The following is a 24,661-nucleotide window of genomic DNA, read 5'->3' as shown; positions in this document are numbered from 1 at the left end:
TGCTGAACGAAGCTGCCACCGATTGACCCAGTTAATAAGGAATTAGACATGAAGGTTCTCGTCACCGGCACCGCCGGATTCATCGGCAACACCCTGGCCATCCGCCTGCTCGAGCGCGGCGATGAGGTCATCGGCGTGGATAATCTCAACGACTACTACGACGTGAACCTGAAGAAGGCCCGTCTTGCCCGCATCGCCGACAACCCGGCCTTCACCGACGTGCGCGCCGACATCGCCGACCGCGCTGCCATGGAACAGGTGTTCGCCACTCACAAGCCCGAGCGCGTGGTGAACCTGGCCGCCCAGGCCGGTGTGCGCTATTCCATCGAGAATCCCCACGCCTACGTGGACACCAACCTGGTTGGGTTCTGCAATATCCTGGAGGGTTGCCGGCATCACGGAGTGGAGCACCTGGTCTATGCCTCGTCCAGTTCCGTCTACGGGGCCAACACCAGCATGCCCTTCTCGGTGCACGACAATGTGGACCACCCCATGAGCCTCTATGCCGCCAGCAAGAAGGCCAACGAGCTCATGGCGCACACCTACAGTTCGCTCTACAAGCTGCCCACCACGGGCCTGCGCTTCTTCACCGTCTATGGACCGTGGGGGCGTCCGGACATGGCCCTGTTCATGTTTACGCGCAACATCCTCGCGGGCAAACCCATCGACGTGTTCAACTACGGCAAGCACCGCCGCGACTTCACCTACATCGACGACATCGTCGAGGGCGTGATCCGCGTGCTCGACCGTGTGCCTGCCCCGAATCCCGACTGGACTGGTGCCGCCCCCGATTCCGCCACCAGCTATGCCCCCTACCAGCTCTACAACATCGGCAACAACCAGCCGGTGGAGCTGATGCACTACATCGAGGTGCTGGAGCAGTGTCTGGGCAAGAAGGCCGAAAAGAATCTGCTGCCGCTCCAGCCGGGTGATGTGCCGGATACCTACGCCGATGTCCAGGACCTGATCAAGGACGTGGACTACAAACCCGACACCCCGGTGGAGCAGGGCATCGCCAACTTCGTGAACTGGTATCGGGCGTTCTACAACAGCTGAGATTTCCCATCTAACCCGGGATGTACGGCCCTTCCCGGTCGAATGGCCCAAGTGCGGTGGGCGCCTGCGGCTGAACGACTTCCATGCCTGGATCACATCTGATGACGCAAGCACTTCCCTGTTTCAAGGCCTACGACATCCGCGGCCGCATCCCGGATGAACTCAACCCGGCGCTGGCCTACCGGATCGGGCGCGCCTATGCGCGGGTCATCCAGCCCCGGGGGCCGGTGGCCGTGGGTCAGGACATGCGTCTGACCAGTGCCGAGCTGGCCGAGGCCCTGACCCGGGGACTCAACGACGAGGGTGTGGACACACGCGGACTGGGTCTGTGCGGCACCGAGATCGTCTACCACGCCGCCTCGCTCCCCGGCATGGGCGGCGGCATCATGGTCACCGCCAGTCACAACCCCATCGACTACAACGGTCTCAAGCTGGTGCGCGAGCAGGCCATTCCGGTCAGTGGTGACAGCGGTCTGCGTGACATCGAGCGGCTTGCGAGGGAAGGGGATTTTGGTTCACCGACGGGTACGGGGAACGACGCCCCTCTGGATGTCATGGAAGGCTACGTGCAGCGGGTCCTGTCGCTGGTGGATCCATCCAGCCTCAAGCCCCTGCACCTGGTGGTCAACGCCGGCAACGGCGCCGCCGGTCCCGCCTTCGATGCCATCGCCAGCCACCTGCCGTTTCGGATCACCCGCATCCACCACCAGCCCGACGGCCGCTTTCCCAACGGCATCCCCAATCCCCTGCTGCCCGAGAACCGCAGCGTCACGGCAGAGGCCGTGCGGCAACAGGGCGCCGACATGGGCATCGCCTGGGATGGGGACTACGACCGCTGTTTCCTGTTCGACGCCGATGGCCGCTTCATCGAGGGCTACTACCTGGTGGGCCTGCTGGCGGAGGTGATGCTTGCCAAGCACCCGGGCGCGAAGATCATCCACGATCCCCGTCTGACCTGGAACACCGTCGAACAGGTCACCGCTGCCGGCGGCGTACCGATCATGAGCAAGACAGGCCATGCCTTCATCAAGGAGCGCATGCGCCTGGAGGATGCCGTCTACGGCGGCGAGATGAGCGCCCACCACTATTTCAGGGATTTCGCCTACTGTGACTCCGGCATGATCCCCTGGCTGTTGATCACTGAGCTCATGGGTCGAACCGGTCGCCCGCTCGCCGATCTGGTGGACGCGCGCATGGCCGCCTATCCCTGCAGCGGTGAGATCAATTTCCGGGTGGACAGCGTGCCGGACACCATTGCCCGGATCGAGGCCCACTACAGCTCACTGGGACCGGCCATCGACAGCACCGACGGTCTGAGCATGGAGTTTGACACCTGGCGCTTCAATCTCAGGGGTTCAAACACCGAACCGGTCATCCGCCTCAACGTGGAAACCCGTGGTGATGCGGTCCTGATGACGACCAGGACAGAGGAATTGAGCGGCCTGATCGGAAGTTAGACATGAAACATCCGTGTCTTGCAGGGATGCGGTATTTCTATCATCAAGGTCTGTAAGACCGTCCCAAAAGGACTCATTCCGCAGATCATGTTGTGCATGTCATCGATTAGGCGATGCGCTAGGATCATAGACTGATACTGCGAGTCCAATTCTGGAGAAAGATCTCGTGATCCCAGTCATTCTGTCCGGTGGTTCCGGCACACGCCTCTGGCCGCTGTCCCGCGAGTCGCATCCCAAGCAGTTTCTGCCCTTGACGGGAGGGAGCAAAAGCCTCTTGCAGTCCACCGTGGAGCGGATTGTCGGGTTTCCCGGGGCCCGCGCGCCCTTGGTCGTTTGCAACGAAGAACACCGCTTCCTCGTGGCGGAACAGTTGCGACAACTGGATGTGCAACCGGAGGCCATCCTGCTCGAACCCGTGGGACGCAATACGGCCCCTGCGGTGGCCCTTGCGGCACTGGCGCAACCGGATCCCGATTCGCTCCTGCTGGTGATGCCGGCGGATCATGTCATCCCGAACGTGGCGGCGTTCCATGCGGCCCTCTCCGCGGGCCTGGAATTGGCCTCGATGGGAAGACTGGTGACTTTCGGTGTGGTGCCCCAGTCCGCCCATACGGGATATGGCTACATCCGCGCCGATCGTGCGGCGGCATCCGAGTCAGCCACCCTGCAAGGCCCTGGCTTTCCTGTTCTCAAGTTCGTCGAAAAGCCGGACCTTGCCACTGCTGAATCGTATCTGGCCGCCGGTGACTATTTCTGGAACAGCGGCATGTTCCTGTTCAAGGCCGCGACATACCTGGAAGAACTGGAACAACATGCCCCGGACATCCTCAAGGCCTGCCGTGAGGCGCTCGAGGGGCAGCAGCGCGACCGGGATTTTGTGCGTCTGGATGCGGAGGCGTTTACCGCCTGCCGTTCCGATTCCGTGGACTACGCGGTGATGGAACGTACCGACAAGGCCATGGTGGTGCCACTGGACGCGGGATGGAGCGACGTGGGCTCCTGGGATTCACTGTGGGAAGTGGGTGATCAGGATGCCGAGGGCAATGTGCTCACCGGCGATGTACTGACCGAGGGGGTACGCAACACCTATATCCATGCCCAGCAGCGCCTGGTGGCTGCGGTGGGTTTGCAGGATCTGGTGATTGTGGAAACCGGGGATGCGGTACTGGTCATGGACAAGTACCGCACGCAGGACGTGAAGCAGATCGTCGCCCGGCTGCGCCAGGCCGGGCGAGCGGAGGCCCAGACCCATCGCTGCGTGGCGCGCCCATGGGGTACCTACGAGTGCATCGACGGCGCAGAACGCTTCCAGGTCAAGCGCATCACCGTGAAACCCGGCGAGAAGCTTTCCCTGCAGATGCATCACCACCGGGCGGAGCACTGGGTGGTGGTGCGGGGAACGGCGCGGATCACCCGGGGCGAGGAGGTATTCGTGCTCAGCGAGAACGAGTCCACCTACATCCCGCTGGGGGTCAAGCACCGTCTGGAGAACCCGGGGCGCATCCCGCTGGAACTGATCGAGGTGCAGTCAGGGGCGTATCTGGGCGAGGACGATATCGTGCGCTTCGAGGACACCTACGGTCGGGCGAAGTAGGTTCACTTCCCGCGATGTAAGGTGTGAGTACAGTCCGGTGCAGTCCGGTGCAGTCCTTTTCCCTTGCTCTCAGAGAGAGGGAGATGGAGAGGGTGGTTCGGGGCTGTGGGGATTCCGGGCCTGGGCAAGCCCTCACCCCAGCCTCCCCGTACGCGGGAGGGGACGACAGTTGGAGCATCTCGATAAATCAAAAAGGCCAACCATTTCTGGTTGGCCTTTTTGCTGTTTGGTGGAGCGGATGGGAGTCGAACCCACGACCTCAGCAGTGCGATTGCTGCGCTCTCCCAACTGAGCTACCGCCCCGAACAAGCTGCCCATTGTACTGGCGGGGCAGGGGCAAGGCTAGTCCGGGGCTGTTCGCGGCGGGATCGCCGCTCCTAGTGCGCCTGTGGAGGCGCATTCTCAGCACGGTGAGAGTCCGTGTCGGGGTAAGCCAAGGCCCCGTAGTCGAAGGTAACTGCGTCGTCGTGAGGCGGGGTGGAGAGCAACCGGAGGCGAACTGGCGGTCCGTAGGATGACGAACTCGATTCGGCGGTACGGGACGGCGAGCCTGCTAGGAGAGGGCGAAGCCTGAAACGCATCGGAGACGCTGGGACTGGCGTGGAAAGCGATCTTCGGGTCCCCTCCGTGGTTGGAGACGGAACGTTGGGAAGGGAATGCGAGAGAAGCGGGGAGACCTGTACGCCGAGGTGACGGTGGACAGGAGTCAGAGCCTTCGTAGTACCGAACGGTTTTGCTGCGGTCATGGCGAGGTGGCGCGGAAACGCGGACCCCGAGAGCTGGAGGGCGTCCTCCGCCTGAAGCCGCGGGTGTTGCCGGGAAAGCGCGAAGAACAGAAATCGCGCCGAGGGAAGGGAGGCAGGAAGGTGGATGGGCGAAGTTTGGAGGGTGTGAGCGCGTATGCAAAGGGTCGAGAGTGTCTCGCAAGAGGCTAGACAAGGCTCGTCCAGTCCGGCCGAGTGGCCGTGGGTGGACCGCACGATCTGGACGGAGCGCATGTTGGCGGCGCTGGGTAACGGCGTCCGAGGTACGAAGTGGCACAGTCTGATCGACAAGGTGTATCGCCCCCGGACCCTGGAACGGGCGTGGCAGGATGTGCGGGCCAACCGGGGTGCGTCGGGGGTGGACGGCCAGAGTGTGCGGCGTTTCGAGGCCCATGCCGAGCGGTATCTGGCGGAGCTGTGCGAGGCGCTGCAACGCGGACGGTATCGTCCGCAGGCCGTGCGCCGGGTGGAGATCCCGAAGGGGACGGGGACCCGTCCCCTGGGGATTCCGACGGTGAAGGACCGTATTGTGCAGGCGGCGGTGAAGCGGGTGATCGAACCGATTTTCGAGCACGCGTTTGTGCCGATGAGTTACGGGTTTCGGCCGGGGCGCGGGTGCAAGGATGCACTGCGGGAAGTGGATGGGCTGGTGCAGGCCGGATACACCTACGTGGTGGACGCCGATCTGGCCCAGTACTTCGAGACCATCCCGCATGAGGCGTTGATGACGCGGGTTGAGGAGCGGATCAGCGATGGGCGCCTGCTGGATCTGCTGCGTGCCTGGCTGGGCCAGGACGTGGTGGCCGAGATGGCGTGCTGGACGCCGACGCGGGGTACGCCCCAGGGTGCGGTGATCAGTCCGTTGCTTGCGAACCTGTACCTGCACGGGCTGGACGTGCACATGAGCGAGCGCGGCTATCGCATGGTGCGCTATGCCGACGATCTCGTGATTTTGTGTACCCGGATGGATGAAGCCCAGCAAGCCCTGCAGGAGCTGCGGCACTGGGTCGAGTCCAACGGTCTACACCTGCATCCGGAGAAGACCCGAGTGGGGGACTGTCGGCAGCCTGGGGAAGGTTTTGAATTTCTCGGGTACCGGTTCGAAGCGGGACGGCGGTGGGTGCGCAAGAAGAGCCGCAAGGCCCTGTATGACCGCATCCGGGCGAAGACCCGGCGCAGTCGCGGGGACGCGCTGGCGCGGATTGTGGCCGACCTCAACCCGATGTTGCGTGGCTGGTACGCGTATTTCCGCCACGCAGACCCGAGGACCTTTCCCCGCGTGGATGGTTTTGTCCGACGTCGATTACGGGCGTTGCTGCGCAAGCAGCACAAGCGCCCGGGAGCGGGTCGGTGTCACGCCGACCACCTCCGCTGGCCGAACACGTTCTTCGCTGCGGCCGGGCTTTTCACCATGACCGAAGCCCGGGCGCTGGCGAGCCAACCCCGATGCGGATAACCACCGACTGGAGAGCCGTGTGCGGGAGAACCGCACGCACGGTTCGGAGGGCGGGGAGGGTTACTCCTTCTCGACCCCTATCTGTGGGCTGTGTCCGTCTGCGGTTGTGGTGCATGCGTTCTACCGTAGGGCCGGGCTCCGGCAAAACCCATACCCTGCAGGGCTCAGCCCTTTGGGTGAGAATGCAGGTCAGAAGCCTTCCGCCAGGCCCGGGGTGAATATCGCGTCAGCCGCTGTGCCGCAGGATCAGCCCCCCCAGCGGCGGCAGGGTCAGGACGATGGAGTGGGGGTGGCCCATCCAGGGGATGTCCTCGCTCTGGGCGGCGGGCTGGCCCAGGTTGCTGCCGCCGTAGTGGCTGGAGTCTGAATTGAGGACCACCTCGTAGCGTCCGGGGCGGGGCACGCCCAGGCGGTAGCCCTCCCGGGGCACGGGGGTGAAGCTCAGGGCCACCACCATCAGTTCATCGCCATTCTTGCGCAGGAAGCTCAGCACCGACTGGGCGGCGTCGTGGCAATCGATCCACTCGAAGCCCTGCCAGTCGAAGTCGTGCTGGTGCAGGGCGGGGTGGTCACGGTACAGACGGTTGAGGTCGCCCACCAGGTGCTGCATGCCCTGGTGCAGGGGGTAGTCGAGCACGTACCAGTCCAGCTGGTTGGCGGCATCCCATTCATCCCCCTGGCCGAACTCGCCGCCCATGAACAGTAGCTTCTTGCCGGGGTAGGCCCACATGTAGGTGTACAGCAGGCGCAGGTTGGCGAAGCGCTGCCACTCGTCGCCGGGCATGCGGTAGAGCAGGGAGCGTTTGCCGTGCACCACCTCGTCGTGGGAGAAGGGCAGGACGAAGTTCTCCGTGAAGGCGTACAGCAGGCCGAAGGTGAGCTGGTCGTGGTGGTAGTGGCGGTGGATGGGGTCCTTCTTGAAGTACTCCAGGGTGTCGTGCATCCAGCCCATGTTCCACTTCATGGAGAAGCCCAGGCCCCCCAGCCAGGTGGGACGGGTGACCTGGGGCCAGGAGGTGGATTCCTCGGCGATGATCAGGGCGCCGGGGTGCTGGCCCTGCACCACGTTGTTCAGTTCCCGGATGAAGTCGATGGCCTCCAGGTTCTCGTTGCCGCCGTAGCGGTTGGGCTCCCAGTCGCCGGGTTCGCGGGAGTAGTCCAGGTAGAGCATGGAGGCCACCGCGTCCACCCGCAGGCCGTCGATGTGGAACTCCTCCACCCAGTACAGGGCGCTGGAGACCAGGAAGTTGCGTACCTCGTTGCGGCCGTAGTTGAAGATCAGGGTGCCCCAGTCCCGGTGCTCGCCCTTGCGCGGGTCCTCGTGTTCATACAGGGCCGTACCGTCGAAGCGGGCCAGGGCGTGGCGGTCCTTGGGGAAGTGCCCGGGGGCCCAGTCCAGGATCACGCCGATGTCGTTGGCGTGACAGTGATCGACGAAGTAGCGGAAGTCCTCGGGGGTGCCGAAGCGGCTGGTGGGGGCGTAATAGCCGGTGGTCTGGTAGCCCCAGGAGGCGTCGAAGGGGTGCTCGGTGACGGGCAGCAGTTCGATGTGGGTGAACCCGAGCCGCTTCACGTAGTCCACAAGGGCATGGGCCAGTTCACGATAGCCGAGAAACTCCCCTTCCGGTCCCCGCCGCCAGGAACCCAGGTGCACCTCGTAGATGGACATGGGGCGGTGCAGCCAGCCCTCCCCGTGGCGTCGGGCAAGCCACTCGCCGTCGTGCCAGTCGTAGTCGGCGGGGGCGGGCACCACGCCGGCGGTCTTGGGGCGCAGTTCGAAGTGCTGGCCGTAGGGGTCGGTCTTGACCATGACCTCGCCGCTGTCGCGGTTGCGGATCTCATACTTGTACAGGCAGCCGGGTTCGAGCCCCGGGATGAACAGCTCCCAGATGCCGCTGCCGCCGCGCACCCGCATGGGGTGGCAGCGTCCGTCCCAGCGGTTGAAGTCGCCCACCACGCTGACCCGTTCCGCGCCGGGGGCCCAGACGGTGAAGCGCACGCCGTCCACCTCGCCCACGGACTGAACATGGGCCCCCATGAGGCGCCAGGCATGCCAGTGACGACCCTCGTTGAACAGGTGGATGTCGAAGTCGGAGAGCAGGGGATCGAAGCCGTAGGGGTCCCAGGCCACATGTTCGTGGCCGTGGCCATCGCTCCAGCGGATACGGTAGGGGCGGGGCAGGGCATCGCCGCGCCACTCGAACAGGTCCGTGCCCTCCAGGCGTGTCATGGGGGCGTCACCGGCCTCCACCACCCAGGCCTCGGCGGCCTGGGGCAGGAAGCTGCGCACCAGGATCTCGCCGTCGATCTCGTGGCGCCCCAGGACCGAAAAGGGATCATGATGACGGGCATCAAGAATTCTTCTGATCTCTGATGGGATCATGGCCTTTTCCTGAACCTTCATGTTCACTCCCAAGGACCCTGTCGTCTCGTGTCAAATGTAATAGAATCGCAAAAAAGGATGTGCATCATGCGCAATCACGCACCGGCCGTTCTGGCTCGTTCATGTCGTCAGCTTAGCATGTCGACGATGACAAGATGCCGGCTCACTCAAAGGAGCATCGAAGAGGCATGAAACCCCAGTCCCAGCGTTTCGTCAGTCGCATCACCCGGGACACCCTGGCCCTGATCCTTGCAGGCGGCCGCGGCTCCCGTCTCAAGCAGCTGACCATGTGGCGCGCCAAGCCCGCGGTGCCTTTCGGTGGCAAGTTCCGCATCATCGATTTCCCGCTCTCCAACTGCATCAATTCGGGCATCCGCCAGGTGGGCGTGCTGACCCAGTACAAGGCCCACTCCCTGATCCAGCACATCCAGCGGGGCTGGGGCTTCCTGCGCGGCGAGTTCGGCGAGTTCATCGAACTGCTGCCGGCCCAGCAGCGCATCGAGACCTCCTGGTACGAGGGCACCGCGGACGCGGTCTACCAGAACCTGGACATCATCCGCCAGCACGAGCCCAGCTACGTGCTCATCCTGGCTGGCGACCACATCTACAAGATGGACTACGGCGACATGATCGCCTACCACGTGGAGTCCGGCGCGGACATGACCGTGGGCTGCCTGGAGGTGGGATTGGATGCCGCCAGGGCCTTCGGCGTGATGGCGGTGGACGCGGACGGCCGTGTGCGCCAGTTCGCCGAGAAGCCGGAGAATCCGGCGCCCATGCCGGGCCGCCCGGATACGGCGCTGGCCTCCATGGGCATCTACGTGTTCAACACCCAGTTCCTGTTCGAGCAGCTGATCAAGGACGCCGATACCCCGGGCTCCAGCCACGACTTCGGCAAGGACATCATCCCCAGCGTGATCCAGCGCTACCGGGTGATGGCCTATCCTTTCCGCGACACCCAGACCGGCACCCAGGCCTACTGGCGGGACGTGGGGACCATCGACGCCTACTGGGCCTCGAACCTGGAGCTGATCGGCGTCACCCCGGAACTCAACCTCTACGACATGGACTGGCCCATCTGGACCTACCAGGAGCAGCTGCCGCCGGCCAAGTTCGTGTTCGACGACGAGGACCGCCGTGGCATGGCCGTGGATTCCATGGTCTCGGGCGGCTGCATCATCTCCGGCTCCCTGGTGCGTCACTCCCTGTTGTTCTCCAATGTCATCGTGAACTCCTACGCCGAGGTGCAAGACTCCGTAGTGCTGCCCAACGTGGAGGTGGGCCGTTACTGCCGCATCCACAAGGCGGTGATCGACAAGGGCTGCCGGATCCCCGAGGGCACGGTCATCGGCGAGGACCCGGAAGAAGATGCCCGTCGCTTCTACGTCTCCCCCGGCGGCGTGGTGGTGGTGACCCCGGAGATGCTCGGCAACGCCGCACGCTATGTGCGCTGAGCGCGCGCGGGGAGGCAAGCCCGCGCCGCTCAGGGTGGTGCTGTGCTGGCACATGCACCAGCCCCAGTACCGGGACGTGCAGGCACGTCGCTACGCCCTGCCGTGGACCTACCTGCACGCCATCAAGGACTACGTGGACATGGTCGCCCACCTGGAGTCGGCCCCCGGCGCGCGGGTGGTGGTCAACTTTGCCCCGGTGCTGCTGGAACAGATCGACGACTACGCCCGGCAGGTGCGTGACAACCTCGATCATGGCGCCGGGATCCGTGACCCGCTGCTCGCGGCGCTCGCCGCCGAGACCCCGCCCGCAGGCGAGGCCGAGCGCCTGCAGCTTGCCGAGGCCTGTCTCAAGGCCAACCAGAAACACCTGATCGAACCCTATCCCGACTACCGTATGCTCACCCAGATGGTGCACTGGCTGCGGGAGCATCCGGCGGGGCTAGCCTACCAGTCCGAGGGCTTTTTTGCCGACCTGGTTACCTGGTACCACTTGGCGTGGCTGGGTGAGACGGTGCGCCGGGAAGACGGGCGTGTGTGCGCCCTGATGGAAAAGGGGCGGGGGTTTGATCTGCATGACCGCCGCACCCTGCTCACGGTGATCGGCGAGATCCTGGCATCGGTCCTGCCCCGCTACCGCAGGCTGGCGGAGGCGGGGCGGGTGGAACTGGCCTTCAGCCCCTACGCCCATCCCATCGTGCCCCTGCTGCTGGACCTGCGCGCCGCCCGGGAGGCCCTGCCCGAGGCCCCCCTGCCCGCCGCCAAGGCCTATCCGGGGGGCGAGGAACGGGTACGCTGGCATCTGGATCGGGGCATGGCGGTCTTCGAGCATCATTTCGGCCGCAAGCCCCTGGGTTGCTGGCCCTCGGAGGGCGGGCTGAGCACCGCTACGGTGCGCCTGCTCTCCGAGCACGGCATCCGCTGGACCGCCAGCGGCGAGACGGTGCTGGCCAACAGCCTGCGCGAGGCCGGGGCCCTGGAGGAGGGCGAGGACCGCCGCTGGCTGCACCGGCCCTACCGGGTGGAGAAGACGGACACTACCTGTTTCTTCCGCGACGATGGCCTCTCGGATGCCATCGGTTTCAAGTACGCGGACTGGCACGCGGACGATGCGGTAGGCGAATTCGTGCATCACCTGGAGACCATCGCCGCACGGGGTGTTGATGCGGACACCGTGGTCTCCGTGATCCTGGACGGCGAGAATGCCTGGGAGTATTACCCCGCCAACGGCTATCATTTCCTGAACGCCCTGTACGCGCGTCTGTCGGATCATCCGCTCATCGAGATGACCACCTTCGCCGACTGCGTGCAGGCCATCCCGCAACCCCGCAGCCTGTCCAGGCTGGTGGCCGGCAGCTGGGTGTATGGCACCTTCTCCACCTGGATCGGCGACAAGGACAAGAACCGGGGCTGGGAACTGCTGATCGAGGCCAAGCAGCACCTGGACAAGGCGATCCGCGACGGGCGCCTGGGCGGTGAACATCTGGAACTTGCCCTGGAGCAGCTGGCCATCTGCGAGGGCTCCGACTGGTGCTGGTGGTTCGGCGATTACAACCCGGCCGTCGCGGTGAGCGATTTCGAGCGGCTCTACCGGCATCACCTGGCGGTGCTCTACGAACTCATGGGCGAGCCGGTGCCCGAGGTCCTGTCCCGGGTATTCACCCATGGCGGCGGCCATCCCGCTGCGGGCGGCACCATGCGCCGGGGCAGCGAAGATCATCAATGAGACATTCAAGGAACGGATGTTCACCACTTAAGGAGGTCGTGTGTCACAGGAACCCAGTGAAGGCCGCTCACCGCTGGACCGGCGTCGCGCCGGCGTGCTGCTCCATCCCACCTCCCTGCCGGGTCCGGGCGATGTGGGCACCCTGGGCCCGGATGCCCTGCGTTTCCTGGAGTTCCTCGCTGCCAGCGGCATGAGCGTCTGGCAGATGCTGCCCCTGTCCCAGCCCCACGACGGCGGCTCCCCTTACCAGTGCATGTCGGTGAATGCCGGCAACATTGACCTCATCTGCCAGCGTTCCCTGGTGGACTGGGGCTGGCTGGACGCGGTGGCGGAGAGCCGGGGCCGACGCAACCCGTTCCATTGCGAGCCCCTGCGCCTGGCACGTGAGGGTTTTCTGGCCCGCGCCACGGATGCCGAGCGCGAGTTATATCGGGAGTTCATCCAGCGCCACGGTCACTGGCTGGAGGATTACGCCCTGTACCTGGCGCTGAAACAGGAGCACGGCGGCACCCCCTGGTGGGCCTGGGAAGAACCCCTACGCGACCGGCACCTGGGCGCGATTCGCCAGACCCGGGAACGGCTGGATGAGGTGCTGGATCAGTACCGCTTCGACCAGTTCGTGTTCTACCGCCAGTGGGGGCAGCTCAGGCAGGCCGCCCGGGAGCGGGGCATCCTGCTGTTCGGCGACATGCCCATCTTCGTGGCCCATGACAGCGCCGATGTCTGGGCCCACCGCCACCTGTTCGACCTAGACCATGACGGCCAGCCGGTGAGCGTCGCGGGCGTGCCCCCGGACTACTTCTCCGAGACCGGCCAGCGCTGGGGCAATCCCCACTATGACTGGGCGCCCATGGAGGCTGACGGATTCCAGTGGTGGATCGAACGCATCGCCGCCCAGCTGGAACTGGTGGACCTGATCCGCATCGACCATTTCCGCGGCTTCGAGGCCTTCTGGTCCATTCCCGCCGACGAGCCCACGGCCATCAACGGGCAATGGGTGAAGGCCCCCGGCGAGGCCCTGTTCCGAGCCCTGAAACAGCGCTTCGGCAGGCTGCCCCTGGTGGCCGAGGACCTGGGCGTGATCACCCCCGAGGTGGAGGCCCTGCGCGACGGCTTCGACCTGCCGGGCATGAAGATCCTGCAGTTCGCCTTCGAGGGCGGACCGGACAATCCCTACCTGCCGCACAATCACGTGGAAAACTGCGTGGTCTACACCGGCACTCACGACAACGACACCACCCTGGGCTGGTTCGAGTCCTGCAACCCGGGCCTGCAGGCCCACGTGCTCGACTACCTGGGCCAGCCTGCCGAGCCCATGCCCTGGCCCCTGGTGCGCAGCGCACTGGCCTCCGTGGCCCGTCTCGCCGTGGTGCCGTTGCAGGACCTGCTGGCCCTGGATGGCGAGCACCGCATGAACGTCCCCGGCACCACCGAGGGCAACTGGACCTGGCGATTTTCCTGGGATCAGTTCGAGGAAGGGCTGGCGGAGAAGGTGCGGGGGATGGTGGAGATGTACGGACGGGCATGAAGCACGGAGGAAGTGCGGAGGAAGTGCGAAGTGTGAATTGGGAAGTGCGAAGTTAAGGCCTTTACTTCCTACTTCCCAATTCACCCTTTGCACTTCCCTTACGGTATTGCCACCATCCCATAGCCCTGCTGCTGGAACCCGATCAGGGTGATGAAGGTGTTGTTCACCACGTTCACCTCCTCCAGTACGCCGTCGGCGGGCACCTCGAAGCGGTCCATGGCGACCTTGCAGGCCTCGATGCGGATGTCCCTGGCGTGCAGGTCCGCGATGGCCCTGGCGATCTCCTCGGCCACGATCTGGTCGGCCAGGTCGATGGGGCTGCGGTCACGGCGCAGGTAACGCACCGAACCGCCACGCATGGCCACCACGATGCGACGTTCAAGTCCTATGGTTTTGAGATCATCGTCCATCTGCGCCACCAGTTGCAGGTAGCGCAGCACCGTGCGTGGCTCCCCGTGGCTCAGGTCCACCAGTCCGCGGAACTCCTGAAGGCCCTCCAGCGAGACGTAGCCGCCTTTGCCCTGGCTCTGAGCATGTCCGCCGGCCAGGGCGGGTGTCAGGGCCAGCGTTGCGGCCAGCAACAGGACGGTCAGCAGAGGGCGTGACAGGGTGTTGAGGATCATGACGGGCTCCTAGGGTTGAGAATGATCGCGGGGCGAGCCGGAGGGCGTCGCCATGGTTTCAAGCATAGTGCCCCGCCTGGAGCCTGCCCGGAGAAACTGGCGCCGGAATGACCGTGGTCATGAATTTGAGACCCTGGCCATTAACCCGAATGTTTCATGAATTGCGCACGCCCTCGCTTGTCTGTTGTCCGCACAGCGAATTTTCCTCAGTCGGCCGTATAGCCCGATACGGCGCTCCCTCGGAAAATCCCCTGTGCAGCCAATATCCTGCGCGATCATCGCGCGAATTCATGAAACATTCGGGTTAATTCGTAGGAGGCCCGACCTCGGGCCGAACGGCGTGGCTTGGACAGGCGCCTCTGTTCGCGGCGATGTCGCCGCTCCCGGTGGCGCCATGCGATGCGGCTTTACTCCCGGTGGTATTCCATTAGACTAGGCCCTCCTGAATTCAGGCCTCCCTGCCGGGATGGCGGAACTGGTAGACGCGCCGGACTCAAAATCCGGTTCTGGCAACAGAGTGCGAGTTCGATTCTCGCTCCCGGCACCAATAAACGCAGTGGCAAGTCTCAAGTGGCGAGTGGCAAGGACTGACTTGGGCCGCTTTCCCTCCAATACCCTCCCGTATCATCTGATAACATCGCGCGCCATGCGTTTGAGCGATTTTCATTATGAATTGCCGCCGGAACTGATCGCCCAGCGGCCCCTGCCGGAGCGTTCCGCGTCCCGTCTGTTGTGCCTGGACCGGGATACGGGGGCGCTCGCGGACCGTATGTTCCGGGACCTGCCGAACCTGCTCAACCCCGGGGACCTGCTGGTGTTCAACGATACCCGGGTGATCCCGGCCCGTCTGCTGGGGGTCAAGCGTGACACCGGGGGGCGGGTGGAGGTGCTGGTGGAGCGGGTGCTGGACGAGCACCGGGTGCTGGCCCACGTGCGTGCCAGCAAGTCGCCCGGGGAGGGTGTGGTGCTGTGGCTGGAGGAAGCCCTGGAGGCCAGGGTGGAAGGCCGCGAGGGCGATCTCTTCAGCTTGAGATTTTCCGGTGATGCGTCGGTGATCGAGCTGCTGGAACGCCACGGCCACATGCCCCTGCCGCCCTACATCGACCGCCTCGATGCCGCCGAGGACCGGGACCGTTACCAGACTGTGTTCGCCAGCCGGCCGGGGGCCGTGGCGGCGCCTACGGCGGGGCTGCACTTCGATGCGGACATCATGGCGCGCATCCGCGCGCGCGGCGTGGAGGCCGCCAGCGTGACCCTGCACGTGGGTGCGGGCACCTTCCAGCCGGTGCGGGTCCAGGACCTGAGCCAACACGTGATGCACGCGGAGTGGACGGAGGTGAGCGCGCAGGTCTGCGCCCAGGTGGCCGCCTGCCGGGCCCGGGGCGGGCGGGTGGTGGCGGTGGGGACCACGGCGGTGCGCAGCCTGGAGTCCGCGGCAGCCGACGGGGAACTGAAACCCTTCTCCGGTGACACCCGGCTGTTCATCACCCCGGGGTATACCTTCCGGGTGGTGGATGCCCTGGTGACCAATTTTCATCTGCCCGAGTCCACCCTGCTGATGCTGGTGTCCGCCTTCGCCGGCTTTGAGCCGGTGATGCAGGCCTACCGTCATGCGGTGGCCGAGCGCTATCGCTTCTTCAGCTATGGGGATGCGATGTTTATAGGGCAGTTGCAAGTGGCAAGTGGCTAGTGGCTAGTCTCAAGGAAAGACGGGATCTGGAGTGAAGTGTGGAATTTGAACTGATCAAGACGGACGGCGCGGCCAGAAGGGGGCGGCTGAGCTTTCCCCGGGGCACGGTGGAGACGCCGGCCTTCATGCCCGTGGGTACCTACGGCACGGTCAAGGCCATGACCCCGGAGGAACTGGAGGGCATCGGCGCCGAGATCATCCTGGGCAACACCTTCCACCTGATGCTGCGCCCGGGCACCGAGGTGATCCAGCTGCACGGGGATCTGCACGACTTCATGCACTGGGAGAAGCCCATCCTGACGGATTCCGGCGGTTTTCAGGTCTTTTCCCTCGCTGATCTGCGCAAGATCACCGAAGAAGGCGTCAAGTTCCGCTCGCCGGTGGACGGTTCCGAGATCCTGCTCACCCCGGAGCGCTCCATGGCCGTGCAGCGGGCGCTGGGTTCCGACATCGTCATGATCTTCGACGAGTGCACCCCCTATCCGGCCACGGAGGACCAGGCCCGGGAATCCATGGAACTGTCCCTGCGCTGGGCGGCCCGTTCCAAGGTAGCCCACGGCGACAGTCCCTCGGCCCTGTTCGGCATCGTCCAGGGGGGCATGTACCCGGCCCTGCGCAGCCGGTCCCTGGAAGGGCTGGTGGACGTGGGCTTTGACGGCTACGCCATCGGCGGGCTGTCCGTGGGGGAGGGCATGGAGGAGCGACATCACGTGCTCGATCGCCTGATGCCCGAGATGCCCGCCGAGCGGCCCCGTTATCTCATGGGCGTGGGCAAGCCCGAGGACATTGTCGAGGCGGTGCGCCGGGGCGTGGACATGTTCGACTGCGTGATCCCCACCCGCAACGCCCGCAACGGCTTCCTCTACACCCGCGAAGGGGTCATGCGCATCCGCAACAGCCGCTTCCGTACCGATACCGGCCCCATCGACGAGAGCTGCGACTGCTACACCTGCCGAAACTATTCCCGGGCCTACCTCAAGCACCTGGACAAGTGCAACGAGATCCTCGGCGCCCGGCTCAACACCATCCACAACCTGCATTACTACCAGACCCTGATGCGGGAACTGCGCGGGGCCATCGCCGAGGGCCGTCTGGAGGCCTGTGTGGCGGAGTTCTACGGGCGCCGCTCGCAAGCGGTACCGTCTGTGCCATAATACCGGCCTTTGCGCACATCCAGACCCGACTGAACACCCAATAACTAAGGAGTCCCGAGCATGAATTTCTTCATCGCGGATGCGGCAGCCCAGAGCGGTCAGTCCCAGGGCGGCGGCGGTTTCGAATTCCTGATCATGATCGCCATCTTCTTCGCGATCATGTACTTCCTGATCATCCGTCCCCAGACCAAGCGCGCCAAGGAACACCGCGCCATGGTCGAGTCCCTGTCAAAGGGTGACGAGGTGGTGACCGGTGGCGGTCTGCTGGGCCGTATCGTGGAACTGGAAGAGAACTTCATCCGCATCGAGGTGGCCAATGGCGTGCAGGTGACCGTGCAGCGCTCCGCCGTGGCTGCCGTGATGCCCAAGGGCACCATGAAGGACGCCTGATCGGCCTGCTGCAATAAGGTCTCCCGGCCCGTCAAGAACCCGCTTTCGGACGCCCCATGATCAACCAGTACCCCCTGTGGAAATACCTGCTCATCGTCGTGGTCGTGGCGGTGGGCGCACTGTATGCCATGCCGAACCTCTACCCGGAGGACCCGGCGGTGCAGATCTCCAACACCACAACCGACGAAGTGGATGAGGCCACCCGCCGTCAGATTGAGGCGGTGTTGGCGGGGCGGGGTATCGTGCCCAAGACGGGCGTGGAGTATGACGGTCAGCAGGTGCTGCTGCGTTTCGACAGTACCGACGACCAGCTCCAGGCCGCGGACATCCTGCGCACCGCGCTCATGGGCACCCAGAACGTGGTGGCCCTGAACCTGGCGCCGGCCACGCCCAACTGGCTGCGGGCCATCAACGCCCGGCCCATGTCCCTGGGCCTGGACCTGCGCGGCGGCGTGCATTTCCTCATGGAAGTGGACATGGAGGCGGTGGTCACCGCAGCCCATGAACGCTACGTGGGCGAGTTCCGCAGCCTGCTGCGGGACGAGCGCATCCGCTATCTCTCCGTGGAGCGGGCCACGGATGGCGTGGTGGTGCGTTTCCGCGATGCCGCCGAGCGGGATCAGGCCCATGACTTCCTGCGCCGGGAATACCGGGGCGACCTGGACTTCCGCACCTCCGAATCCGGCGAGGTGTTCCTGATCACCGCCAGCCTGACCCAGGACACCCTCACCGACCAGCGCCGCCTGGCCCTGCAGCAGAACATCACCACCCTACGCAACCGGGTGGATGAGCTGGGAGTGGCCGAGCCCATCATCCAGCAGCAGGGCGAGGACCGCATCGTCGTGCAGCTGCCCGGCGTGCAGGACACCGCCCGGGCCAAAGAGATCCTCGGTGCCACCGCCACCCTGGAATTCCGCCTGGTGGACGAGGAGAACGATCCCTTCGAGGCCGCCGCCACCGGCCGCGTGCCCTCCGCATCACGCCTGTATCGCGAGCGAGACGGCACCCCGGTGCTGCTGCGCCGCCAGGTGATGCTCACCGGCGATTACATTACCGACGCCGCCTCCGGTATCGCCCAGGACACGGGCGGCCCGGCGGTATTCATCAACCTGGATGCCCAGGGTGCGCGCATCTTCAGCCGGGTGACCGGCGAGAACATCGGCCGCCTGATGGGTACGGTATTCATCGAGACCAAGACCGAGACGGTGGAGGAGAACGGCGAGATGGTGCGCCGGACCACCCGCACCGAGGAGGTCATCAACGTGGCGCGCATCCAGGATCAGCTGGGCCGGCGCTTCCAGATCACAGGCCTTGAAAGCACCCGCGAGGCCCGCAACCTGGCCCTGCTGCTGCGTGCCGGTGCCCTGGCCGCGCCCATGACCATCGTCGAGGAGCGCACCGTGGGCCCGAGCCTGGGCCGCGACAACATCGAGCGCGGTTTCAACTCCGTGGTGATCGGTTTCATCCTGGTGCTCGTCTTCATGGCGCTCTACTACCGGGTGTTCGGCCTGGTGGCCAACGTGGCCCTGGCGCTCAACCTCGTGTTGATCGTCTCGGTGCTGTCCATGTTGCAGGCCACCCTGACCCTGCCGGGCATCGCGGGTATCGTGCTCACGGTGGGCATCGCCGTGGATGCCAACGTGCTCATCTTCGAGCGTATCCGCGAGGAGCTGAGGAACGGCAATTCACCCCAGGCCGCCATTTCCTCGGGTTACGAGCGGGCGCTGTCGACCATCGTGGACGCCAACATCACCACCCTGATCGCGGCCCTGGTGCTGTTCATGTTCGGAACCGGCCCCATCAAGGGCTTTGCCATCACCCTGTCCATCGGCATCGTGGTCTCCATGTTCACGGCCATCCTGGTCACCCGGGCCGTCATCAATCTCATCTATGGTCGCCGGCGCCGCATCAAGGCGCTGGCCATCTGAGCGCGGAGTACGCCGCATGCTGAATTTCGCAAACGCCAACATCAATTTCATGGCCCAGCGCCGACTGTGGCTGATCGTGTCGGCGGTGTTGATCATCGGGTCCATCTTCATGCTGGCCACCCGCGGTCTCAACTTCGGTATCGATTTCACCGGCGGTACGGTGATCGAGGTGGGCTACCCGCAGCCGGTGGAGCTGGAGCAGGTGCGTGAGCAGCTCGAGTCCGCTGGCTACGGCCGTGCCATCGTGCAGTACTTCGGCACATCCCAGGACATCCTCATCCGCCTCGCACCCCGGGAGGGCGAGAACACCGCCGATCTCTCCAACGAGGTGCTCAGGGTGCTGCGCACCGGTGCCGAGGGCGGGGTGGACATGCGCCGGGTGGAGTTCGTGGGTCCTCAGGTGGGCGAGGAGCTGCGCGAGCAGGGCGGTCTGGCCATGCTCTATGCCCTGTTCGGCATCCTGATCTACGTGGCCCTGCGCTTCGAGTGGCGCTTCTCTGTGGGCGCGGTGCTGGCGCTGGCCCATGACGTGATCATCACCCTGGGCATCTTCTCCCTGCTGCAGAAGGAGTTCGACCTCTCGGTGCTGGCCGCCGTGCTGGCGGTGATCGGTTACTCGCTCAACGACACCATCGTGGTCTACGACCGCATCCGCGAGAACTTCCGCAAGCTGCGCAAGGAAAATGCCGAGCAGGTGATGAACAAGTCAGTGAACCAGATGCTGTCGCGCACCATCATCACCAGCGGCACCACGCTGCTGGTGCTGCTCGCCCTGTTTTTCCTGGGCGGCGCGGTGATCAACGGCTTCGCCCTGGCCCTGATCATCGGCGTGCTGGTGGGTACCTATTCATCCATCTACATCGCCGCCGCCCTGGCCCTGAGCATGGGCGTGGACCGCTCGGTGATGCTGCCGGTGAAGAAGGAAGGGGAGGATGCCCCGGAGGAAGGGCGGCCCTGATTGAGGCGTGAGGGGACAGGCGGTAGGCGTGAAATACCTCACCCCTGACGCCTCACTCCTCACGTCTTGAACGTTCCACCTCTTCCAGGGGATCGCTCTCATCGAGCCCGCGGCCCGATCCGGTCAGTGCCTGGCACAGCCGGTTGCTGCCCTTCACGCGCGCACGGTCGTCATCGACCCCCTGGACCGTGAGCAGGGTCCAGACCGCGGCCACCCCCCACAGCAGCACCCCGATCCCCACCACCCACCAGGCCGCCGAGCCGTTGTTGATCGGTCCCCCCAGGCCCCCGTAGACGAGACCGACGATGCCGGTCAGCCAGAACGCCCCGATGGGCGCGGCACAACGCCTCGCGCAGCCGTAATGGCACACCGCAAGGGGCGGCGCCGCCAGGCTCAGCAGGATTCTGTTCATTGGACTCCCTCAATGTGTCCCGTCATCGTGGCGCTTGTGGTTTATGGGTATGGCGCACCACCGGGGATACCCGAGTGTTTCCGCGGGTTGCTCCTGTATAACACAGTTTTGTGAATGCGCAAGGAAGGGGGAAGGCAATTCAAGATTCAAAATTCAAGATTCAAAGGGAAAAACCCAAAAATTCCAACTGGATACGTCATAGAGAAAGACTAAAGGGGTGGCACCGAGGCCGCCCCCTTTGAATTTTGAATCTTGAATGTTGAATTGCAGTTCAGCGCGCCTGGGCCAGCCGCTGCAGCATCGCCTTGAAGACCTTCGGGCCAGCGGCCACCACGTCGCCGCGGGCCATCACGTCATGGCCGCCATCGGGTGTACCCACCAGGCCACCGGCCTCCTGCACCAGCAGCACGCCGGCGGCCATGTCCCAGGGGTTCAGGCCGTATTCCCAGAAACCGTCCAGGCGTCCGGCCGCCACGTAGGCCAGGTCCAGGGCGGCGGAGCCGGCGCGGCGCACGCCGGCAGTGCCGGGGAGCAGGGCGCGCAGGGTCTTGAGGTAGGCATCCAGGTCCTGGTCTTCGCGAAACGGGATGCCGGTGCCCAGCAGGGCGCCGTTCAGGTCCTTGAGGGTCGTGACCCGGATGCGCCGGTTGTTGAGGGTCGCGCCGCCGCCCCGGGAGGCAGCGAACAGCTCTTCCTTGACCGGATCGTAGACCACGGCCTGCTCCAGCCGGCCCTGATGGCGCAGGGCGATGGAGACCGCGAATTGCGGGAAGTCGTGCAGGAAGTTGGTGGTGCCGTCCAGGGGGTCGATGATCCACTCGTAGTCGCTTCTGCCCTGGCCGCCGCTCTCCTCGGCGAGGATGGCGTGATCCGGGTAGGCGCGCTGGATGACGCGTATAATCTCGCGCTCGGCCAGATGATCCACCTCGCTGACGAAGTCGTTGGGCTGTTTGTTCTGCACCGTAAGGCCTTCCAGGCGCCCGACGTGACGGACGATGACCTGGCCGGCGGCACGGGCGGCCTTGACCGCGATGTTGAGCATCGGCTGCATTGGGATGTTCCCCGAGACGGATTATGAAAGAAGGACGCGGCGGCTGCCGCGTCGAGATGGCGAACGATACACAAGCGCACGGTTCCCAACAAGTTGAACACGATGAATGTACTCGATCGGCTGCGGATCGTCCTGATCCAGACCTCCCACCCCGGCAACATCGGCTCCAGCGCCCGGGCCATGAAGACCATGGGTCTCTCGGACCTGCGCCTGGTCAGTCCGGTGCGTTATCCCAGCGCGGAGGCCACCGCCATGGCCTCCGGCGCCGACGACCTGCTGGCCGGCACGCCCGTGTATGAGGACCTGGACGAGGCCCTGACCGGCTGTCGGCTGGTGATGGGCACCAGTGCCCGGCAGCGCAGCCTGCGCTGGCCCCAGCTCAATCCCCGGGAGGCGGCCGCCGCCCTGGTGGAGGCGGCGACCCAGGGACCGGTGGCGCTGCTGTTCGGCCGGGAGCAGAGCGGCCTGAGCAACGAGGAACTGGACCGTTGCCATTCCCTGGTGACCATTCCCGCCAACGAGGCCTACAGCTCGCTGAATCTCGCGGCCGCCGTGCAGGTGCTGAGTTACGAGTTGCGCATGGCGGCCCTCGACCGGCAGGCGCCGGCGATGGAACCCAGCGCGGAACTGGCCCCGGAAGACCAGCCCGCCAGCGCCGAGGCCCTGGAGGATTTCTACGCCCACCTGGAGCGTGCCCTGATCCACCTGGATTTCCTCGACCCGAACAACCCGCGGCACCTGCTGCGCCGGCTGCGCCGGCTCTACGGCCGGGCCGTGCCCACGGTGAGTGAGGTGAACATCCTGCGGGGGATCTTGACGGCGGCCGAGAAGGGGCCACGCCGTTGACCGCCCGTGATGTGCCCTGTGACGCTGCATCGTGAACCTGTATAATTTCTTACTAATCGGCTCAGGAATTATCCCCATGACGGGAAGCGCCCATGTTTGAACGCCTGAAGGAAGATATCCGCTGCGTCTTCGACCGTGACCCGGCCGCCCGCAACACCTTCGAGGTGCTGACCACCTATCCGGGCATCCATGCCCTGTGGCTGCATCGCCTGAGCCATGCCCTGTGGCAGCGGCGCCTGCTCTGGCTGGCCCGCTGGGTCTCCTACCTGGGGCGCTGGCTGACGGGCATCGAGATCCATCCCGGTGCCCGCATCGGCCGGCGTTTCTTCATCGACCACGGCATGGGCGTGGTGATCGGAGAGACCGCCGAGATCGGCGAGGACTGCACCGTCTACCACGGCGTCACCCTGGGTGGCACCAGCTGGGACAAGGGCAAGCGCCATCCCACCCTGGGCGACCGGGTGGTGGTGGGTGCGGGGGCAAAGATCCTGGGCCCCATCACCATAGGGGCCGATGCCCGGGTGGGATCTAACGCGGTCGTGCTCAAGGACGTGCCGGAGGGGGCGACGGTGGTGGGTATCCCGGGGCGGGTGATCTCCAAGCGCAACGAGGACGAGCGCCGCCGGGAGGCCATGGCCGAGCGCATAGGTTTCGACGCCTACGGCCTGTCCAAGGAGATGCCGGACCCCATCGCCAACGCCATCAACCGCATTCTCGATCACCTGCATACCCTGGACCAGCGGGTGGACGAGACCAGCCATGCCCTGAAGCAGCTGGGTGCGGACGTGGACGACTCCCATATCCCGGAGCTGGATGCCCGGGACATGGAGGGGCTGGAGGAGACCGTGGAGAGCCACCCGGAAGAGACACCCAGGCAACCCGGATCCGGGGCAGGGTAATACTTGACCTTTTTTCTAGGTTATTGCTAAGATGCCTGGGTCAATGCCGAGGAACCCGGTTTCGAGGCAGGGAATTACTGGCAAGAGGAGCAGGACATGAGGTTGACGACCAAGGGACGCTATGCCGTAACGGCGATGCTCGACCTGGCCATCCATAACGACCAGGGGCCGATCTCCCTGGCCGACATTTCGCATCGTCAGGGTATCTCACTGTCTTACCTGGAGCAACTGTTTGCCCGCCTGCGCAAGCAGGGCCTGGTGGTGAGCACCCGGGGACCCGGTGGTGGTTATTCCCTGAGCCGTCCCGCGAACAAGACCGCCATCGCCGACGTGATCGCGGCGGTGGACGAGAAGGTGGATACCACCCGCTGCGGTGGCGCCGCCGACTGCCAGAACAACCAGCGTTGCCTGACCCACGACCTGTGGTCGGACCTGAGTGACCAGATCCGGCAGTTTCTCACCAACATCACCCTGGCCGATGTCATGGCCCGCAACGGTGTCCAGGAAGTGGCCGCCCGTCAGGACCGTCAGGTGGGGCAGCGCGTGCTGCTCTCCCGGCGTGCCGAGTCCTTCCGGGCCGAGTGATCCGGGACGACTGACTCAGCCCGGATTACACGGGCACCGTACCGAAGCAGAGAGGAAAGTGCAGTGAGCGAGATCAAGACCCCCATCTACCTGGACTATTCCGCGACCACGCCGGTGGACGAGCGCGTGGCCGAGGAGATGGCCAAGTACCTGACCCGCGGCGGCATCTTCGGCAACCCGGCGTCCCGTTCCCACGTCTTCGGCTGGGACGCGGAGAAGGCGGTGGAGCGCGCTCGTGAGCAGGTGGCCGAGCTGGTGGGAGCCGACCCCCGGGAGATCGTCTGGACCAGCGGCGCCACCGAGGCCAACAACCTGGCCATCAAGGGCGCGGCGCACTTCTACCAGAAGAAGGGCCGGCACCTGATCACCGTCAAGACCGAGCACAAGGCGGTGCTGGACACCTGCCGGCAGCTGGAGCGCGAGGGTTTCGAGGTCACCTACCTGGACGTGCAGGCCAATGGCCTGGTGGACCTGGAGGTGCTGAAAGCGGCCCTGCGCGAGGACACGGTGCTGGTGTCGGTGATGCACGTGAACAACGAGATCGGCGTGATCCAGGACATCGAGGCGATCGGCAATCTGACCCGGGAGCGGGGTGTGCTGCTGCACGTGGACGCGGCGCAGTCCACCGGCAAGGTGGCCATCGACCTGTCGAGGCTGCCGGTGGACCTGATGAGCTTCTCGGCCCACAAGACCTATGGTCCCAAGGGCAT

20 protein-coding genes and 2 tRNA genes are annotated in these 24,661 nt (G+C 65.0%); 17 read left to right on the top strand and 5 right to left on the bottom strand.

The genetic code is table 11. The features are described 5' to 3' along the window. Nucleotides 1-48: 48 nt before the first annotated feature. From D580_RS0111430 to D580_RS0111415, 3 genes are all read left to right on the top strand, one after another. Entirely contained in the window at nt 49-1,056 is a 1,008-nt protein-coding gene (locus D580_RS0111430; RefSeq protein WP_018954518.1) for an NAD-dependent epimerase, read from the top strand. Nucleotides 1,057-1,157: 101 nt separating this feature from the next. Then, the gene (locus D580_RS0111425) at nt 1,158-2,513 is read left to right on the top strand and encodes a phosphomannomutase/phosphoglucomutase (protein ID WP_018954517.1); all 1,356 of its coding nucleotides are present in this window, start codon (nt 1,158-1,160) and stop codon (nt 2,511-2,513) included. A 166-nt stretch (nt 2,514-2,679) separates the two neighbouring features. Beyond that, the gene (locus D580_RS0111415; protein WP_026289927.1) at nt 2,680-4,107 is read left to right on the top strand and encodes a mannose-1-phosphate guanylyltransferase/mannose-6-phosphate isomerase; all 1,428 of its coding nucleotides are present in this window, start codon (nt 2,680-2,682) and stop codon (nt 4,105-4,107) included. A gap of 227 nt (nt 4,108-4,334) precedes the next feature. On the opposite strand, the gene D580_RS0111410 is transcribed toward D580_RS0111415, so the two are convergent. Then, a tRNA-Ala gene (locus tag D580_RS0111410) sits at nt 4,335-4,410 on the bottom strand. Between the two features lie 666 nt (nt 4,411-5,076). Here D580_RS0111410 and ltrA point away from each other — a divergent pair. Then, nucleotides 5,077-6,327: a group II intron reverse transcriptase/maturase gene (ltrA, locus tag D580_RS0111405; protein ID WP_196799739.1), complete on the top strand. Its 1,251-nt coding sequence runs from the start codon at nt 5,077-5,079 to the stop codon at nt 6,325-6,327. Between the two features lie 226 nt (nt 6,328-6,553). On the opposite strand, the gene glgB is transcribed toward ltrA, so the two are convergent. Beyond that, nucleotides 6,554-8,731: a 1,4-alpha-glucan branching protein GlgB gene (gene glgB / locus D580_RS0111400; RefSeq protein ID WP_018954513.1), complete on the bottom strand. Its 2,178-nt coding sequence runs from the start codon at nt 8,729-8,731 to the stop codon at nt 6,554-6,556. Between the two features lie 167 nt (nt 8,732-8,898). Here glgB and glgC point away from each other — a divergent pair, with 167 nt between their 5' ends. The 3 genes from glgC to malQ are packed head-to-tail and all read left to right on the top strand — an operon-like array spanning nt 8,899 to nt 13,415. After that, complete coding sequence (glgC, locus tag D580_RS0111395) at nt 8,899-10,164, top strand: glucose-1-phosphate adenylyltransferase (protein ID WP_018954512.1); 1,266 nt, start codon at nt 8,899-8,901, stop codon at nt 10,162-10,164. Next, entirely contained in the window at nt 10,154-11,887 is a 1,734-nt protein-coding gene (locus D580_RS0111390; RefSeq protein WP_018954511.1) for a glycoside hydrolase family 57 protein, read from the top strand. The genes glgC and D580_RS0111390 overlap by 11 nt, the downstream gene beginning before the upstream one ends. A gap of 40 nt (nt 11,888-11,927) precedes the next feature. Further along, nucleotides 11,928-13,415, top strand: a complete 1,488-nt coding sequence (gene malQ, locus D580_RS0111385) for a 4-alpha-glucanotransferase (RefSeq protein WP_018954510.1) — start codon at nt 11,928-11,930, stop codon at nt 13,413-13,415. A gap of 98 nt (nt 13,416-13,513) precedes the next feature. On the opposite strand, the gene D580_RS0111380 is transcribed toward malQ, so the two are convergent. Then, a complete protein-coding gene (locus tag D580_RS0111380) occupies nt 13,514-14,038 on the bottom strand; it encodes a DsrE family protein (RefSeq protein ID WP_018954509.1) in 525 nt (174 codons plus the stop codon). A 460-nt stretch (nt 14,039-14,498) separates the two neighbouring features. On the opposite strand from D580_RS0111380, the gene D580_RS0111375 reads away from it, so the two are divergent. The 6 genes from D580_RS0111375 (at nt 14,499) to secF (ending at nt 20,158) form a co-directional block, all read left to right on the top strand. Next, nucleotides 14,499-14,585, top strand: a tRNA-Leu gene (locus tag D580_RS0111375). Between the two features lie 99 nt (nt 14,586-14,684). Further along, nucleotides 14,685-15,728: a tRNA preQ1(34) S-adenosylmethionine ribosyltransferase-isomerase QueA gene (gene queA, locus D580_RS0111370; RefSeq protein ID WP_018954508.1), complete on the top strand. Its 1,044-nt coding sequence runs from the start codon at nt 14,685-14,687 to the stop codon at nt 15,726-15,728. A 38-nt stretch (nt 15,729-15,766) separates the two neighbouring features. Continuing rightward, nucleotides 15,767-16,882 (top strand): tRNA guanosine(34) transglycosylase Tgt, encoded by a 1,116-nt coding sequence (gene tgt, locus D580_RS0111365; RefSeq protein ID WP_018954507.1) that lies wholly within the window; start codon nt 15,767-15,769, stop codon nt 16,880-16,882. A gap of 60 nt (nt 16,883-16,942) precedes the next feature. After that, the gene (gene yajC, locus D580_RS0111360) at nt 16,943-17,272 is read left to right on the top strand and encodes a preprotein translocase subunit YajC (protein WP_018954506.1); all 330 of its coding nucleotides are present in this window, start codon (nt 16,943-16,945) and stop codon (nt 17,270-17,272) included. Nucleotides 17,273-17,328: 56 nt separating this feature from the next. After that, entirely contained in the window at nt 17,329-19,200 is a 1,872-nt protein-coding gene (gene secD, locus D580_RS0111355) for a protein translocase subunit SecD (protein WP_018954505.1), read from the top strand. 16 nt (nt 19,201-19,216) lie between these two features. Next, complete coding sequence (secF, locus tag D580_RS0111350; protein ID WP_018954504.1) at nt 19,217-20,158, top strand: protein translocase subunit SecF; 942 nt, start codon at nt 19,217-19,219, stop codon at nt 20,156-20,158. A gap of 52 nt (nt 20,159-20,210) precedes the next feature. Here secF and D580_RS0111345 read toward each other — a convergent pair whose 3' ends face one another. Then, entirely contained in the window at nt 20,211-20,570 is a 360-nt protein-coding gene (locus D580_RS0111345) for a hypothetical protein (RefSeq protein WP_018954503.1), read from the bottom strand. A gap of 271 nt (nt 20,571-20,841) precedes the next feature. Beyond that, nucleotides 20,842-21,621: an inositol monophosphatase family protein gene (locus tag D580_RS0111340; RefSeq protein ID WP_018954502.1), complete on the bottom strand. Its 780-nt coding sequence runs from the start codon at nt 21,619-21,621 to the stop codon at nt 20,842-20,844. Nucleotides 21,622-21,723: 102 nt separating this feature from the next. On the opposite strand from D580_RS0111340, the gene trmJ reads away from it, so the two are divergent. From trmJ to D580_RS0111320, 4 genes are all read left to right on the top strand, one after another. Further along, on the top strand, nt 21,724-22,467 hold the full coding sequence (trmJ, locus tag D580_RS0111335; protein WP_018954501.1) for a tRNA (cytosine(32)/uridine(32)-2'-O)-methyltransferase TrmJ: 744 nt from the start codon (nt 21,724-21,726) through the stop codon (nt 22,465-22,467). A gap of 92 nt (nt 22,468-22,559) precedes the next feature. After that, the gene (gene cysE, locus D580_RS0111330) at nt 22,560-23,366 is read left to right on the top strand and encodes a serine O-acetyltransferase (protein WP_018954500.1); all 807 of its coding nucleotides are present in this window, start codon (nt 22,560-22,562) and stop codon (nt 23,364-23,366) included. Nucleotides 23,367-23,462: 96 nt separating this feature from the next. Then, nucleotides 23,463-23,951: a Fe-S cluster assembly transcriptional regulator IscR gene (iscR, locus tag D580_RS0111325; protein WP_026289926.1), complete on the top strand. Its 489-nt coding sequence runs from the start codon at nt 23,463-23,465 to the stop codon at nt 23,949-23,951. Between the two features lie 63 nt (nt 23,952-24,014). Then, nucleotides 24,015-24,661, top strand: a 647-nt coding sequence (locus tag D580_RS0111320) for an aminotransferase class V-fold PLP-dependent enzyme (RefSeq protein ID WP_018954498.1), incomplete at its 3' end; no start/stop codon positions are given.

The sequence above is a fragment of the Thioalkalivibrio sulfidiphilus genome, assembly GCF_000377945.1.
Lineage (GTDB): Bacteria > Pseudomonadota > Gammaproteobacteria > Ectothiorhodospirales > Ectothiorhodospiraceae > Thioalkalivibrio_A > Thioalkalivibrio_A sulfidiphilus_A.
The sequence above is the reverse complement of the archived record's forward strand: the minus strand, read 5'-3'. Positions and strand labels throughout refer to the sequence as shown.